The sequence below is a fragment of the Calorimonas adulescens genome (genome assembly GCF_008274215.1).
Classification (GTDB): domain Bacteria; phylum Bacillota; class Thermoanaerobacteria; order Thermoanaerobacterales; family UBA4877; genus Calorimonas; species Calorimonas adulescens.
In genome coordinates, this window is record NZ_VTPS01000001.1 from 142,741 (window position 1) to 156,450 (window position 13,710).

The 13,710-nt window shown below is 40.1% G+C and carries 16 protein-coding genes; all 16 read right to left on the bottom strand.

Going from position 1 to position 13,710, the window contains the following annotated elements:
- Positions 1 to 206: 206 nt before the first annotated feature.
- The gene (locus FWJ32_RS00815) at positions 207 to 1,073 is read right to left on the bottom strand and encodes a type IV pilus inner membrane component PilO (RefSeq protein ID WP_149544079.1); all 867 of its coding nucleotides are present in this window, start codon (positions 1,071 to 1,073) and stop codon (positions 207 to 209) included.
- Positions 1,070 to 1,612, bottom strand: coding sequence for a PilN domain-containing protein (locus FWJ32_RS00820; RefSeq protein ID WP_149544080.1), 543 nt, complete (start codon positions 1,610 to 1,612; stop codon positions 1,070 to 1,072). The genes FWJ32_RS00815 and FWJ32_RS00820 overlap by 4 nt, the downstream gene beginning before the upstream one ends.
- Positions 1,609 to 2,610, bottom strand: a complete 1,002-nt coding sequence (pilM, locus tag FWJ32_RS00825; RefSeq protein WP_162523447.1) for a pilus assembly protein PilM — start codon at positions 2,608 to 2,610, stop codon at positions 1,609 to 1,611. The genes FWJ32_RS00820 and pilM overlap by 4 nt, the downstream gene beginning before the upstream one ends.
- Positions 2,603 to 2,878: a late competence development ComFB family protein gene (locus FWJ32_RS00830; protein WP_149544082.1), complete on the bottom strand. Its 276-nt coding sequence runs from the start codon at positions 2,876 to 2,878 to the stop codon at positions 2,603 to 2,605. The genes pilM and FWJ32_RS00830 overlap by 8 nt, the downstream gene beginning before the upstream one ends.
- A gap of 12 nt (positions 2,879 to 2,890) precedes the next feature.
- Entirely contained in the window at positions 2,891 to 3,538 is a 648-nt protein-coding gene (locus FWJ32_RS00835; protein WP_149544083.1) for a PilX N-terminal domain-containing pilus assembly protein, read from the bottom strand.
- A 9-nt stretch (positions 3,539 to 3,547) separates the two neighbouring features.
- Positions 3,548 to 3,991 carry a type II secretion system protein gene (locus FWJ32_RS00840; protein WP_162523448.1) on the bottom strand — a complete coding sequence of 148 codons (444 nt, stop codon included), beginning with the start codon at positions 3,989 to 3,991 and terminating at the stop codon, positions 3,548 to 3,550.
- Positions 3,988 to 4,713, bottom strand: coding sequence for a type IV pilus modification PilV family protein (locus tag FWJ32_RS00845; protein ID WP_149544085.1), 726 nt, complete (start codon positions 4,711 to 4,713; stop codon positions 3,988 to 3,990). Before FWJ32_RS00845 ends, FWJ32_RS00840 begins: the two co-directional genes overlap by 4 nt.
- Positions 4,714 to 4,731: 18 nt before the next feature.
- Complete coding sequence (locus FWJ32_RS00850; RefSeq protein WP_149544086.1) at positions 4,732 to 5,199, bottom strand: prepilin-type N-terminal cleavage/methylation domain-containing protein; 468 nt, start codon at positions 5,197 to 5,199, stop codon at positions 4,732 to 4,734.
- Positions 5,199 to 5,942 (bottom strand): prepilin peptidase, encoded by a 744-nt coding sequence (locus tag FWJ32_RS00855; RefSeq protein WP_149544087.1) that lies wholly within the window; start codon positions 5,940 to 5,942, stop codon positions 5,199 to 5,201. Before FWJ32_RS00855 ends, FWJ32_RS00850 begins: the two co-directional genes overlap by 1 nt.
- Positions 5,943 to 6,071: 129 nt before the next feature.
- On the bottom strand, positions 6,072 to 6,488 hold the full coding sequence (locus FWJ32_RS13660) for a type II secretion system protein (RefSeq protein ID WP_149544088.1): 417 nt from the start codon (positions 6,486 to 6,488) through the stop codon (positions 6,072 to 6,074).
- Positions 6,489 to 6,676: 188 nt separating this feature from the next.
- Positions 6,677 to 7,888, bottom strand: a complete 1,212-nt coding sequence (locus FWJ32_RS00865) for a type II secretion system F family protein (RefSeq protein WP_149544089.1) — start codon at positions 7,886 to 7,888, stop codon at positions 6,677 to 6,679.
- A gap of 4 nt (positions 7,889 to 7,892) precedes the next feature.
- Positions 7,893 to 8,954: a type IV pilus twitching motility protein PilT gene (locus FWJ32_RS00870; RefSeq protein WP_149544255.1), complete on the bottom strand. Its 1,062-nt coding sequence runs from the start codon at positions 8,952 to 8,954 to the stop codon at positions 7,893 to 7,895.
- 10 nt (positions 8,955 to 8,964) lie between these two features.
- Entirely contained in the window at positions 8,965 to 10,632 is a 1,668-nt protein-coding gene (locus tag FWJ32_RS00875) for a GspE/PulE family protein (RefSeq protein ID WP_149544090.1), read from the bottom strand.
- A gap of 97 nt (positions 10,633 to 10,729) precedes the next feature.
- Entirely contained in the window at positions 10,730 to 11,221 is a 492-nt protein-coding gene (locus tag FWJ32_RS00880) for a YqeG family HAD IIIA-type phosphatase (protein WP_162523449.1), read from the bottom strand.
- A 47-nt stretch (positions 11,222 to 11,268) separates the two neighbouring features.
- The gene (gene sigK / locus FWJ32_RS00885) at positions 11,269 to 11,964 is read right to left on the bottom strand and encodes an RNA polymerase sporulation sigma factor SigK (protein ID WP_238988750.1); all 696 of its coding nucleotides are present in this window, start codon (positions 11,962 to 11,964) and stop codon (positions 11,269 to 11,271) included.
- A 73-nt stretch (positions 11,965 to 12,037) separates the two neighbouring features.
- Entirely contained in the window at positions 12,038 to 13,666 is a 1,629-nt protein-coding gene (locus tag FWJ32_RS00890) for a peptidoglycan D,D-transpeptidase FtsI family protein (protein WP_162523450.1), read from the bottom strand.
- Positions 13,667 to 13,710 lie beyond the last annotated feature (44 nt).

The following is a 13,710-nucleotide window of genomic DNA, read 5'->3' on the forward strand; positions in this document are numbered from 1 at the left end:
AGTGCATTATGGTTAGCTTTAAAGCCGCCTTTTTGATATTATTTGCTATGTTTGAAAAAATTCACCGTAGAACCTTTGTTGAATTCTTATATTACCTATCGATTGATAATTGACTCTTATCCAGATTCTATAATCATTCTAACATAGTTTCTCCTGCAATGACAACATAAAGCAAAAAAGCAGGTAAAACCTGCCTTAATCTTGCACTATTGGCCTTGATTATTCTGTATATCCTGCTGCACCTGCACTCCCTGGTTTTCACTGCTTTTACTCTGCTGAATATTTTGACTTTCAGGGGCTTGCGGATTTGCCTCACCGTTTTTTGGGATTATATTTTGAAACATAGACTCAAACAATTTTTTAAACTCCTGATTCAATGTTTCATCAATGCCTTGAGGTGCCTTGCCACCATTAGTATCTTGCGTAGCTGTTTCAGGCTTCATCAATGGCTCAAAGGGGTTTTCTTTGCCACTACCCTCAATCTTTTCAGAATCTACCTCCATATTTTTACCCATGCTGTAGTATTCTAATGACAGGTTGATATCAATGTCGCCATTTTCATCAACATTCATCCTGACGTTTTTGTAGTTGAAAAGTCTCTTCGAACCTTCCAAAAGGGCAAGAATGTTTATTGCCTGTCTGTAATTCCCTTTCAGATCCACAGTAACAGGTATTATGGTGTATTGAGAGGCTCTTGACTCCATATTCTTACCTTCATCATTTCCATCGGTTTCTGTAATCTTATTCTCCTCGCCGAACTGTATGTTTTGCTGCTGCAGTCCACTAGCTGTAATCATGCTATCCAAGGACTTTAAAAGTGACTCAGTATCCTTAGTATATGGTATAACTTCAAGCATGTCCGAAATTTCCATCTGTGCTTTTGCTATCTTTTGTTTTACATCAGGAGAGTTGGAAAGCAACTTTCTTATGGTATCTTCTTTCTGGGCAATATCGGACTGGAGTTGCTGTATTTTCCTGTATTGCGGAATTAGCACATAGTTACCATAAAGCAAGAGTGTGCAGAATATAACAGCAAATATAAGGAGGTTTCTTTCCCTGATGGTGAGCTTCATTTAGTCTCGCCTCCACCTTTTAATGTTACCTCTATATGAAAGCTTAATAACCCGCTTTCGTCTGCAGTAGAGGATTTTATAGATACATCCTTTACCTGCTTTATACTCCGCAGGTTCAGGGCAAAAATAACTATGCTGCTATTGTCTCTGGCCAGGCCTTCCAATGAGATGTTTTTCTCATTGAGTGTGAGCGACTTTATGGAAAGGTTTGTAGGTACACAACCCCCTATATCCTCAATTAATCCCGAGGCCGAGACCCTGTCTTTGCTCAGCAACCTTACCACATCATTATGGACTTTTATCTCATTTTCCATCTGAGTCAATGTGTCTATGTCTTTCTGTACAGGCTCAAGGGACTTTACCTGTGACTCAAGGCTCTTATCCAGTGAACTTAAGCTGAATATCATGTAATATGGCAAACTCAAAAGCACTACCAATAATATAATCCCTACTATAATACATGTACCCCAGGCAGCAAGCTCTCTGCTTCTCCTCTTTTTCCTCATGTACTCTGCAGGTATCAGGTTTATATCCTTCATACTTTTCCCTCTCTAATAGAAGCACCAAACGCATTTAAAATAAACACATAAGGATCGGGTAAAAAATTGTTTATAGGCATTACCTCAACGTTAAGACTCTCAGAAATATATTCTAACAACGGAGCAAAACGTGAACCGCCGCCGGTAATTACCACATTCTCTATTCCATCTGTCCTGTACCTTGAAATATAATAGTCCAAATATCTGGCGAGATCCCCAACAAAACCCTCAAACATAAGGGATGAATCAATACCTATTTCTTCTGAAGGATGATTTATCTTAAGGTCTTCAGCCTCATCTAAAGAGATATTGTGGAAATTAGAAATAAGCTGTGTAATGTTATTACCGCCAAAATCAAAAATCCTACTGAAAACAAAGTGCCCGCTATAAAAGAAGGAGGCCACGGTTTTCTTTCCACCAACATCTAAAATAAGATAGTCTTTATAATTAAAATTTCTCATGTACTCTGCAGCTTTTATAATGCAGTTTTGATAAACATCTATAGCGGATAGCCTAAGGTTTAAGCTATCCGCCAACTTGAGATAGCCGTCTATCAAAGGCAAAGGTGCAGCAAACAAAAGTATCTTTTGCATCTTTTCCCTTCCCTCACCGGTTACCTCCATTTGCTTGAAATCGATAATATACTCATCCAGCGATGTGGGGATATACTCATCAGCTATATTGTTTACAAGCGGCGGAAGCTCTTTGGGTGGCACTACAGGTACCTCTATATCCCTTATAATCACTGCAGAGCTCAATATAGAAAATACAACATTGGAACTTCCAAAACGGCTTTTCCCTTTAAAGCATGTGGCCATGGCCTCACGCAGTGCATTACCATTTTTAATATATCCATCCTCAACTGCCCCTTCTGGCGTCTTTATTGTCCTGAACAGGGGATTGGATATATCCCTTGGGGTACTGACTATCTTTACACTGTCATTCCCTATGTCTATACCAATGTATTTGCCACGAAGCTTTTTACTTCTATTAGCCATTTCGCACCTCATGCCTTGGATTTTTTGATACAATCTCTGCAGCCCGTGTTATTGCTGTGGCAACGTCAACATCAAACTGGGTTGTCAGTTCATTTGTTCTGCTATAGACTTCCCCCTCTTCTGTGACCACATATTTTGGTGGTAGACTGTTAAGAGCAATGGCTGCCACATCGTACCTGCATTTATCACACATACATACACCCATTTTCACCATAACCTTGTCAAGCATTTCAAACACAACCTCTTCCATGTAATTTTTAAGCTGCATCCATCTTTCCTCCTACTCTATTTTCCATCCATTAATAGTCGTTATATTATCCGGATCAGTCTGGCTAAAATCAAATGTAATATCCGCTGTACCATTTCGTGTAATTTTCTTATATATACCTTCCGACTCTATATGAACTGTAAACTTATAATAATTGTTGTGATCCGTACCATCTTTTAGTACATTTTGCTCCAGCCAACCAAACGGCCATATTCCGTGATATACGTCCACATAGTTATTGTCTGTCTTATTTTTATCTATGATATCATCGAACGTAACATCTATTACTATAGTGCTACCACTTGTAGATGGTAGTGAATGAATTCCGTTTATAAAATCTTTTATTGCTTTGTTGGCTGAGCTAATTTTTGCCTCAACCCATTCTTTATCCGTGTTGTAACCATTTCTTTTAATTTTCCCAATTTCCATATCAATACTTTTCTTTATTTTATATTCACCATCCGCATTTTTTTCTTCAAACGCATACCTTACGGCATTTAACCCAGACTCTGCAAGATATTGGGCTCTTGGTATATCGCTATATGCCATGCTTATCCTATACTCAGAAAGTGATAAACCAAGAAGTGAGATGCCCAGTATAAAGAGGAGCGATGTTATCATCAAGACAAACACCATGGCAAATCCTTTTTTATCTGACATCTCCATCACCTACTTTGGTAGAAAAACCACATTGTTCAGTGTAAATCCATCAGTTCCCGTGATAATAACTGTAATTTTTCTTCCATCAATAGAAAAAGTAAAACTGTCTATCTCATTGGCCAGTTCCTGACCATTATTATTATTCATGCATATACTTTTTTTACTGTCGTCGTAATAGTATACATTGTCACCAACATACAACGCTTTATAAGTTTTTCCACTGCGTGTAATATCTTTAACATATATCTTTGAGGCATCTCCAGTCCTTTTTATGTCACTTGTGATGGCTTCCATAGCAGACCTCACATTTTGCTTTATTTCCATACTTTTTTCGCTTTTGATATAGGTATTTGATCCTGTATAGAATAATGATGTGGCCACTATTGCAACTACAGACATTATTGCCACAACAGCTAGGATCTCAATAAGCGTAAAACCATCTCTTCTTTTCATTTTAGCCCCCATACCCATTTAAAAAATCTTGAGGGATTGAAACCATACTTACTGTGGAGTTTATCATAAAGTGTCTGCCTTGTAATTGACTGATTTTCCGCATTCAGTTCATTCAGGCAGATTGCTATCCTCCTTAGTGTAGTGATTGGACCCCATTCAAAAGCCATATAAATAACCACTGCGGCAATAAACAATATAACAAGAAGATATTCTACTATTCTCTTTATAATAGCCCACAGGCTATCCTCATCATCAGGTAAGTCACCCTCACCTCCCCCATTATTGCCACCATTTCCGGGATTTCCTCCATTATTGCCTCCGCCTCCCGGATTTCCTCCGTCATCGCCTCCGCCTGGTTCTCCAGAAAGAACACCAGGTTTATAATAAAACGAGAGAAGATAGGGATTGTTGTTTCTATCTCTTAAATTGACCTCAATATCATATCTTGATACGCCATTAGTCTGTCCGCTTTCTGTAATGTCAACCGAGTAGGTTCTACCATTAAAAGGATAGTCGTCAATATGCGCCTCGGTTATGTCACCTGATTTAATCCCCTCCACTATATTCTGAGCAATGATACTCTCTTCAGTCATAATTGTGGATGAATAATCTGTATCAAGCGAGGTATATATAGATCCAAATATGGCTATCGAAGTCACGGCAAGTATAGCCATAGCAACTATAACTTCTATGAGTGTAAAGCCCCTCTCCCACCTGAGCACAATATCACCTCTTATGGGTCATTTTCTCTTTATGGCTGACCTACCTGTCGATGGCTGTATGGTTATGTAATAGCAATCTTTGCCCTTGTTTATGTATATCGTGCCAGCACTGCTTGGCGCACCAGTGGCCGTAAAGTAAATCCCATCAGTTTTTATTTTGCTGATATTCGAAGTAAATGTAATCCCTTGAGTGGCTGTGAATGTCTTTAGTGTCACAGGGATACCTGTGCCGCTTCTTTTAACGGTATATGAGTTATCATAGATATAAATTGTGTATTTCACATCAGGCTCACTTATATTTTTCTGTCTCACATCCCTTATGTCAAACAAGAGCTGCTGGGCTGTTATTTGCATGTCAAGATTGGCCTTTGTATTTATATATCCGCTGATGGATGGATAGGATATGGCCATTATAACTCCCATTACGGCAACAATACATATAAGCTCGAAAAGTGTAAAACCCCTGTTGTCAGATGTGCGCCTCATTATATCAGCATATTTAAATAGAAGTTTATGATACTGTTGCCGTAAAACACTGATATAAAACTGCCAATGGCTAAGAACGGACCAAAAGCTATCACATCCTTCATGTTTCTTTTCCTATATGCTATGAGTAGAAGCCCAACCACAGCACCAATTATAAAACTCAAGAAGAGGGAGAGTATTGTCGGCCAGGCCCCTAGATACCACCCACAGGCAGCCATAAGTTTAACGTCACCCATTCCCATACCTTCAGGAACAATAAGTACCAGCAGAAGCAGGAAGCCTCCACCTATAGCAAGTCCTATAAAGTTATTGAGTAAATTCTCTTTAAATATTATGCTTATAATAATTCCTGGTATAAAGACTGCTAAAAGAACTGCATCAGGTATTATCTGCACATCCAAGTCAGTAAAAAATATAATAATAAGTCCGGAAAACAGGATGATGTATTTAATCGTCAGGTATGTAAAGCCAAAATAGATAAATGTAAATAAATATATAAGGCCGGTAGCAAGCTCTACTAAAGGATATCTTATACTGATATGAAAGCCACAGTATCTGCACCTGCCCTTTAGAAAAATATAGCTCAGCACAGGTATCATGTCAATGGGCTTTAGCTTAGTATTGCATGAAGTACAGTGGGAATGGGGAGAGATGATAGACTCTCCCCTCGGCAGCCTGTATATGCAGACATTGAAGAAACTCCCCATGGCCAGGCCAAGGAGAAAGACAATGAGGTATAACATAGGACAATGTAATCCTTTCTGTATAATTTCTCATTGATATAACGTCTAATTCCATGCAGATAAAACTCCATAAAACGCAAATATATTTTAGTCTCTTCCTTTTTCTATTATGCTTTTTTATATTTTGGATTATGGATATAATTCCTCTCCTTTAGTGCTTCCTCCATTACCTGTACCATAGTACACTTCTACACCTAAGGGATTGCTCCCACTTCTACTAACAACTTCGACTATGAAACTTTTATTTGTGCTTGTATTATACTGAGGAGTTGGTATTTTATCAATATATCCCCATGATAATAGATCATCAAGATCTACATTGCCCGTTCCTGTAATTTTCCCATCTATTATTGCTCTTTGAGTGGCTTCCGCCAATATGGTGGCACTTGATTTATCAGCATTTTCTCTTGCATTGTTCATTGAACCTGTCACATTGGGTATTGCTATAGCAGCTAATATTCCCAGTATTGCTATGACGACAATGAGTTCGATGAGTGTAAAGCCTCTCTGATTCCTTTTCATCCTCTTTCTTATCCAGTTTAACATTTCAATTACCCCTTTCCCAATTATTTTTTAAAGTTGTTTCCTTTATTCTTGTATGTACTGTTCCATAAACCACCTCCACGGGAAAACCAGTATTTTATTAACGAGTACCATCTTAATTACATAATACCATAGTTTGATACATAATGCTACGAAAAGTTACTGATTCTGACACTAATTTTATCCTGGTCTCAATATCCTACATAGTTCATCATCTGGAACATGGGCAGTGCTATAGATATTACTATAAAGCCTATTATTATAGCCATGAAGAGTATTATGGCTGGTTCTAACATAGTGGTGAGCTGGGTAGTCCCTGTCTCTACCTCCTGGTCAAAAAAGTCTGCAATGCGAAGTAGCATATCATCCAGTGTACCTGAGTTTTCCCCCACCTCTATCATCTGGTAGACCATAGGCGGGAATATACCCGAGGCCTTCAATGGTCCTGATAGGCCAGAACCTTTAGAGAGTGCTTCAGAGACCTCAGAGAGTGCCTTTGATACTACAGAGTTGCCTATAACCCTATCCGTCACCTCAATAGAACGCAGCACCGGCACGCCGCTTTGTATGAGTATGCCCAGTGTCCTTGTAAATCTGGCAGTTATTATCTTCCTGTTCAATGAGCCTATGATAGGGATATTCAACTTTAATCTGTCTATCCTATTTCTCCCTTCCTTCGACGAGGCATAAGAGTGAATAGCAACATACATACCTCCCCCTGCGATGATTAATATATACCAGTAGCTACGCAGTATATTGTTTAAGCCTATGAGTATCCTGGTTGGCAGTGGGAGCACAGCTCCTGCAGACTGAAAGAGTCCTATAAATGTAGGAAGCACAAAGGTTATGAGGAATATAACAACACCCAAGGCCACACAAGCAACAACTATGGGGTATGTCAGGGCTGACCTTATCTTCTGGTTTATCCTGTTCTGATTTTCAAAATGCACAGCCATCCTATCCATTATGGTATCCAAAGTACCGCTGACCTCCCCTGCTTCCACCATGTTGGTTAAAAGCGGCGGAAAGACGTCAGGATATTTGCCCATGGTATCAGAAAGCGTCTTACCCTTTTGCACATCATCATATATCTCCATGAGCGTATCTCTAAGCCTCTTATTCTCTGTCTGCCCTCTCAAGATATCTATGCATGTCACTACCGACACACCGGCCCTTATGAGGGCAGCAAACTGCCTGCAAAATATAGCTATATCCCTCACTCTCACCTTAGTCTTTAATAGGGTAAGAGATACATCATTCTTTGCAATCTTTTCCTTTATATCCACAGGGTATAGTTTCTTCTCCCTCAGGTTCGCCTTTACAGAAGCACTGCTGTCACCTTCCAATATACCTGTAATAAGTTTACCAGCTTCATCCCTGGCTCTATATTCATATGAAGGCACACTATCACCTACTTACCGACAAAATCCTGTTTAAACTCTCTGACTCCATTGCATACATAACTGCCTCTTCTTTGCTTATTTTACCTTTTCTATAAAGTTCTGCTATGGAACTATCCATAGATATCATGCCATACTTTGCTCCTGTCTGTATAATAGACTGAATCTGATGGGTCTTATCCTCCCTTATCAGGTTGGATATGGCAGTGGTATTTATCATTACCTCTACAGCCACTACCCTTCCCTTTTCATCTGCAGTTGTCAAGAGCTGCTGGGATATGATGCCCTGCAGCACATTGGCCAGCTGTATCCTTATCTGCTGCTGTTGATGGGGTGGAAACACATCTATTATCCTGTCTATGGTCTTTGCAGCTCCTATGGTATGCAGGGTGGACATGACAAGATGACCCGTCTCTGCTGCCGTTATAGCTGTAGATATGGTCTCTAAGTCCCTCATCTCACCTACGAGTATCACATCCGGGTCTTCTCTCAGAGCAGCCCTGAGGCCGCTGGCAAACGATCTGGTGTCGCTTCCTACTTCTCTCTGTACTATGATGCTTTTATCATGCCTGTGGAGGTACTCTATGGGGTCCTCTAAGGTTATTATATGTGCATCCCTCTCATGGTTTATCCTGTCTATCATTGAAGCCAAGGTGGTGGATTTGCCGCTGCCCGTGGGGCCGGTCACCAGAATAAGTCCCCTTGACTTCATGGCCAGGTCTCCTACCACAGGCGGCAAGCCAAGCTCTTCTATGGAAGGTATCCTCAATGATACCAGCCTTATAGCAAAGCTATATGTACCCCGCTGCCTGAATATGTTTATCCTGTATCTGGCCACACCGGTAATGGAATACGCCAGGTCTATCTCCCCCACCTCTTCTAAAAGTTCAAACTGCCTGTCATCCAGTATTTCTTTTGCATACCTTAAGGTATCATCAGACCTCAATATAGGCAGATCAATCTTTTTTAAAAGACCATTTACTCTCAGCACAGGCGGAATACCTACAGATAGGTGAAGGTCAGAGGCTCCTATATCAACCATATACCTTAAAAGTTCTTCTATCTCCATATTCTCTTCATCAGTCCTCATATGTTAATCTTTCCATTTCTTCCAGTGTTGTAACCCCCTTTAAGACAAGCTCTCTCGCACTGTCCCTCAGGGCATGGTTACCCTCTCTCATAGCTTCCGCTTTTATCTCGTCGTCAGAAGCCCTCATGTTTATAAGTCTCTTTATTTGCTTTGTTATCGGAAGCATTTCAAATATTCCCTGCCTCCCTCTGTAACCTGTTTTGTTGCAGGCTGCACACCCCCTGCCTCTATATAGCTTTAAATTGGTATTTTCCGGTAATCCCAAGAGTCTCTTCTCTGCTTCATCCGCATCATATGAAACCTTGCAGCTCGGACATATGGTCCTTACAAGCCTCTGGGCAATAACCCCAACAAGGGATGAAGATAAGAGATATGGCTCAATCCCCATGTCCATAAGCCTTGTGACAGCACCTGCAGCGTCATTGGTATGCAGTGTAGACAGAACGAGATGTCCAGTTATCGCTGCCCTTATGGCTATCTCCGCAGTTTCACTGTCCCTTATTTCTCCCACCATTATTATATCCGGGTCCTGTCTTAACACAAACCTTAAGACACTGGCAAAGTCAAGTCCTATCTTTTCATTTACCTGTATCTGGTTTACTCCTGCTATGGTATACTCTACAGGGTCTTCTACTGTTATTATGTTTTTATCTTCATTATTCAGTTCCTGAAGCATGGTGTACAGAGTTGTGGTCTTGCCGCTTCCTGTAGGACCAGTAACCAGTATTATTCCATGGGGGTGTTTTAAAAATGATGCGTATACATTCATTTCGTCCTGAGTTAAACCAAGTTTATCCCTCGAAATTAAAAAATTTTGTTTATCTAAAAGCCTTAGTACCGCTTTTTCGCCATTGATTGTCGGCAATATGGACACCCTTATATCCAGTTTCTTACCGTTCACTACGGTCTCTATCCTTCCGTCCTGAGGTAACCTCTGCTCTGCTATATTGAGATTGGACATTATTTTTATTCTCGTAACTATCGGCCCCAGAGTGTCTTTACCAGGTCTCATTATCTCGTGGAGCTTCCCATCTATACGGAATCTTATCCTGACGTCTTCCTCAGTTGGTTCTATATGAATATCGCTGGCCCTGCTCTCTATACCCTGCTCTATGATGAGATTTACAAGCCTCACTGCAGGTGCATTGACCACATCCTCTGAAACCTCTACTGCCTCATGGTTGCTTCCATACTCTTTTCTAAAATCCTGAGCTGTCCTCTCAGCCTCCTGTCTGCCGTAATATCTGTTAATGGCTTTTTCTATATCATTTTCAGTAGCTATATACGGTTTTACATTCATCCCGGTAGCTATAGAGACATCATCTATGGCAAAGATGTCAAGAGGGTCAGCCATAGCAACACAGAGGCCATCAGGATCCTTTCTTATGGGTATGAGTTTATGCCTTCTTGCTAAATTTTCCGATATGAGCCTTGGTATATCAGGATCTATATAAAAACGAGAGAGCTCAACATGAGGTATACCCAACTGAAACTCAAGAACCTCTATTATCTGCTCAGGGGTTACATATTTAAGGCGAGTCAATACCTCACCTAATCTCTCCCCTGTCTTTTTCTGTTCTTCCAATGCTTTATTAAGTTGATCTTGCGTAATGAGTCCAGCAAAAAGCAATATATCTCCAAGCTTTCGTTTAATCATGGCTTCTCCTTTTGGGAAATTAGTCCTATTATATGCATGTATTCGACATAAATTGGAATTATCCTTTATTTATTAACTATCTTACTAAAAAATTTTCTCATGTCCGTCTATTGTACCTGTCCAGTACAATTCCCTCAAATTTTCTCATGAATCTTGTCCACTTCGCCTCCTTGGTTGAAATTGGTTTTACCAGTATGGTATACATCCCTAGTCTGTTACCACCCAAAACATCAGTAAATATCTGGTCTCCTATGGCTGCAACCTCTTCAGGTTTGACACCCAAGAGTCTTAAGGCTTTTCTATATGGACTCTTTCGCGGTTTACCGGCATTGTATACATATGGTACATTCAGGGCATTGGCAAAATCTATCACTCTCTTCCTTGTCCCATTTGAAAGCAGACAAACCTTTAAGCCTGCCGCTTTTGCTTCATTTATAACCCTTCTTGCCCTTTCGTCTGGTACCGTCACATTCCACTCTATAATGGTATTGTCTATATCTATTATAAGAGCTCTAATCCCCCTATCTTTTAATTGCCATATATCAAGCTCATCTATAGAATCTATGTACGCATCAGGAAAAAGTATCATCATATCCCTCCCTCTTAATATTATATCAAAAAAGAAAGCCCCTGAAACTAATTGCTCAATTCCTTTGATAGTTTCATCAGAGCTTTCTTTTCTATTCTGGAAACATATGACCTGGATATACCAAGCATCTTTGCTATCTCCATTTGCGTCTTGCTGGCGCAATTATTAAGGCCGTATCGGAGCTCTATTATCTGCTTTTCCCTTCCTTTAAGGCATTTGTTAAGCTTTTCATAAAGTTTTTTTATTTGCATTTTCTCTTCAACCTTGTCATCAATCTCATTACCATCTGTACCCAGTACATCCATAAGTGATATTTCATTGCCTTCTTTGTCTACTCCTATGGGGTCCTGCAGATATACCTCGTTTTTAGTCTTTTTGTTTGACCTTATAGCCATAAGTATTTCATTATCTATACATCGTGCTGCATATGTGGCAAGTCTCGTGCCTTTCGATTCGTCATAGGTGTTTATAGCCTTTATCAGTCCAATGGTTCCGATTGATATGAGGTCGTCTATATCTTTATTGTTGGCAGAATATTTTTTTACTACATGAGCCACAAGACGCAGGTTTCTTTCTATAAGTATATTTCTTGCTTCTTCATCACCATTCTCCATTTTTTCAAGATATTGTTTTTCTTCCTCTGCAGATAGCACTTTTGGAAATGAGTTATTATTGGTAATATAGCCCGAAGCATAGGATATCAAAAATAAAGGTAATATGCTGAAAAGCCCAAATGGTATCAACGAGGATACACCCCCTGACTGGATAATAAAATTTTATGTGTCCAGCCAGGGATTTGTGCATGTCTAATAATTATTATTCGTTTATTTTTATAATATAGTCCGCAATATCATGGAATATCTCGGCAGCCTTACCTCCTCCTACACCACCGCCCTCTACCACCACTGTCATTGCATAGTGTGGACTGTAATAGGGGAAAAAACCCGTGAACCATGAATGAGATATACCTTTCCCCTTGTTAAATTCTGCTGTACCTGTTTTCCCGGCCACCATACCTCCGACATCTGCTTTCTTGCCTGTACCGTTTGATACTACAAGCCTCATCATTTCCTGTATCTTTCTCGCTGTATTTTCATCTATAACCCTGTAACCATCGGTAATTCCAACGCTACGCAGTATTTTGCCATCATCGTCCACTATGGAATCTATTAACTTTGGCTTATTCCTGTACCCGTCATTGGCTATGGTTGATGTTATATCAGCCACCTGCAATGGGGATACCAACAGACTCCCCTGCCCTAAAGAGATATTTCCTATCCCCGTTCCTACCGTTTCTTCCCTCTGTGGCAGGTTTATGCTCTGGTTAACAGATATGCCTATAGACTCTGGTTGGCCAAGACCAAACCTTTTAGCCATTTCCAGTATATTTTCCCCTCCAATCCTCATACCTATCTGTATAAAGACCACATTACATGACTCTGCATAGGCGTTCTTAAAGTCTATTTCTCCATGACCCTCTCTTTCAAAGCACCTGTATACAGTACCATTAACATTTATACTGCCTGTACAGTTAAATGTTTCATTATCCTCTACTTTATTTTCTTCTATAGCGGCTGCGGCAACTATTGTTTTAAAGACAGAACCAGGCGGATATCCAATTAACGCCCGGTTTATAAAAGGAGCATCGTCACTTTCCAGGCTTTCGCTTACATTGTTCTGGTCAAACTGTGGCCTACTTGCCATTGCCAGGATATCACCCGTTTTTGGATCTAATACGACTACTGCTCCCTTCGCCTGATATTTATCCATTGTTTCCTCAACGAGTCTTTGTATATTATAATCCAGCGTCGTCTTTACATTTAACCTCGGCTTATTGATCTTATTGACAAACTCTGCCTTCATACCTGGAAGTATCCTCTTTGTCCTGTCTGTGTATATACGTATAGATGTACTACCCGCGTCCTTTAGGTCTTGATTATAGTCTTTTTCTATGCCCATCATGCCTTGGCCATCTCCGTCCAGATAACCGATCAAGTGCCTGGCCAGGCCATTTTTCGCATATCTTAATGTGTCATGGTATGTGTAAATCCCATGAGGTAGTGAATCCTTAATCAGACTGAAAAGTTCCACATCCTTTATATAATATGTAAGTATATTAGATCCCTTATCATTTATATGTGTTGCCACCTCATCCTGATCCATACTGCAGAGTTTTGATACTATACCTGCAGCCAGGTCTTTATCTTTTATCTGGGCCGGTACCATTACAAGTAGGTCTGCATCCTGAATATCCGTAAAAGACCTGCCGTTTCTGTCCAGAATGGAACCACGTTGAGGCTTTAATATCACCTCTTCAGTCATCTGTTTCTCAGCCATTTCTCTGTATTGTTGCCCTCTGAACACCTGAATATATAAAAGTCGTGAAACCAAAAAAGCAAATCCAACCAGCATAAAGCCTCTTAAAATACGTATCCTTACAGGCATAAAAATAACCCCCTCTCGGATCTTACTCATATTGTTTCCGATCG

Excerpts from the sequence above, each read along its gene's own strand:
- FWJ32_RS00870 (WP_149544255.1), bottom strand. The coding sequence starts at position 8,954 with ATGGAGATAGAAGAACTTTTAAGGTATATGGTTGATATAGGAGCCTCT.
- FWJ32_RS00880 (WP_162523449.1), bottom strand. The coding sequence starts at position 11,221 with ATGATACTTTTTCCTGATGCGTACATAGATTCTATAGATGAGCTTGAT.
- FWJ32_RS00815 (WP_149544079.1), bottom strand. The coding sequence starts at position 1,073 with ATGAAGCTCACCATCAGGGAAAGAAACCTCCTTATATTTGCTGTTATA.
- FWJ32_RS00830 (WP_149544082.1), bottom strand. The coding sequence starts at position 2,878 with ATGCAGCTTAAAAATTACATGGAAGAGGTTGTGTTTGAAATGCTTGAC.
- FWJ32_RS00820 (WP_149544080.1), bottom strand. The coding sequence starts at position 1,612 with ATGAAGGATATAAACCTGATACCTGCAGAGTACATGAGGAAAAAGAGG.
- FWJ32_RS13660 (WP_149544088.1), bottom strand. The coding sequence starts at position 6,488 with ATGTTAAACTGGATAAGAAAGAGGATGAAAAGGAATCAGAGAGGCTTT.
- FWJ32_RS00875 (WP_149544090.1), bottom strand. The coding sequence starts at position 10,632 with ATGATTAAACGAAAGCTTGGAGATATATTGCTTTTTGCTGGACTCATT.
- FWJ32_RS00840 (WP_162523448.1), bottom strand. The coding sequence starts at position 3,991 with ATGAAAAGAAGAGATGGTTTTACGCTTATTGAGATCCTAGCTGTTGTG.
- FWJ32_RS00855 (WP_149544087.1), bottom strand. The coding sequence starts at position 5,942 with ATGTTATACCTCATTGTCTTTCTCCTTGGCCTGGCCATGGGGAGTTTC.
- FWJ32_RS00890 (WP_162523450.1), bottom strand. The coding sequence starts at position 13,666 with ATGCCTGTAAGGATACGTATTTTAAGAGGCTTTATGCTGGTTGGATTT.
- FWJ32_RS00850 (WP_149544086.1), bottom strand. The coding sequence starts at position 5,199 with ATGAGGCGCACATCTGACAACAGGGGTTTTACACTTTTCGAGCTTATA.
- pilM (WP_162523447.1), bottom strand. The coding sequence starts at position 2,610 with ATGGCTAATAGAAGTAAAAAGCTTCGTGGCAAATACATTGGTATAGAC.
- FWJ32_RS00835 (WP_149544083.1), bottom strand. The coding sequence starts at position 3,538 with ATGTCAGATAAAAAAGGATTTGCCATGGTGTTTGTCTTGATGATAACA.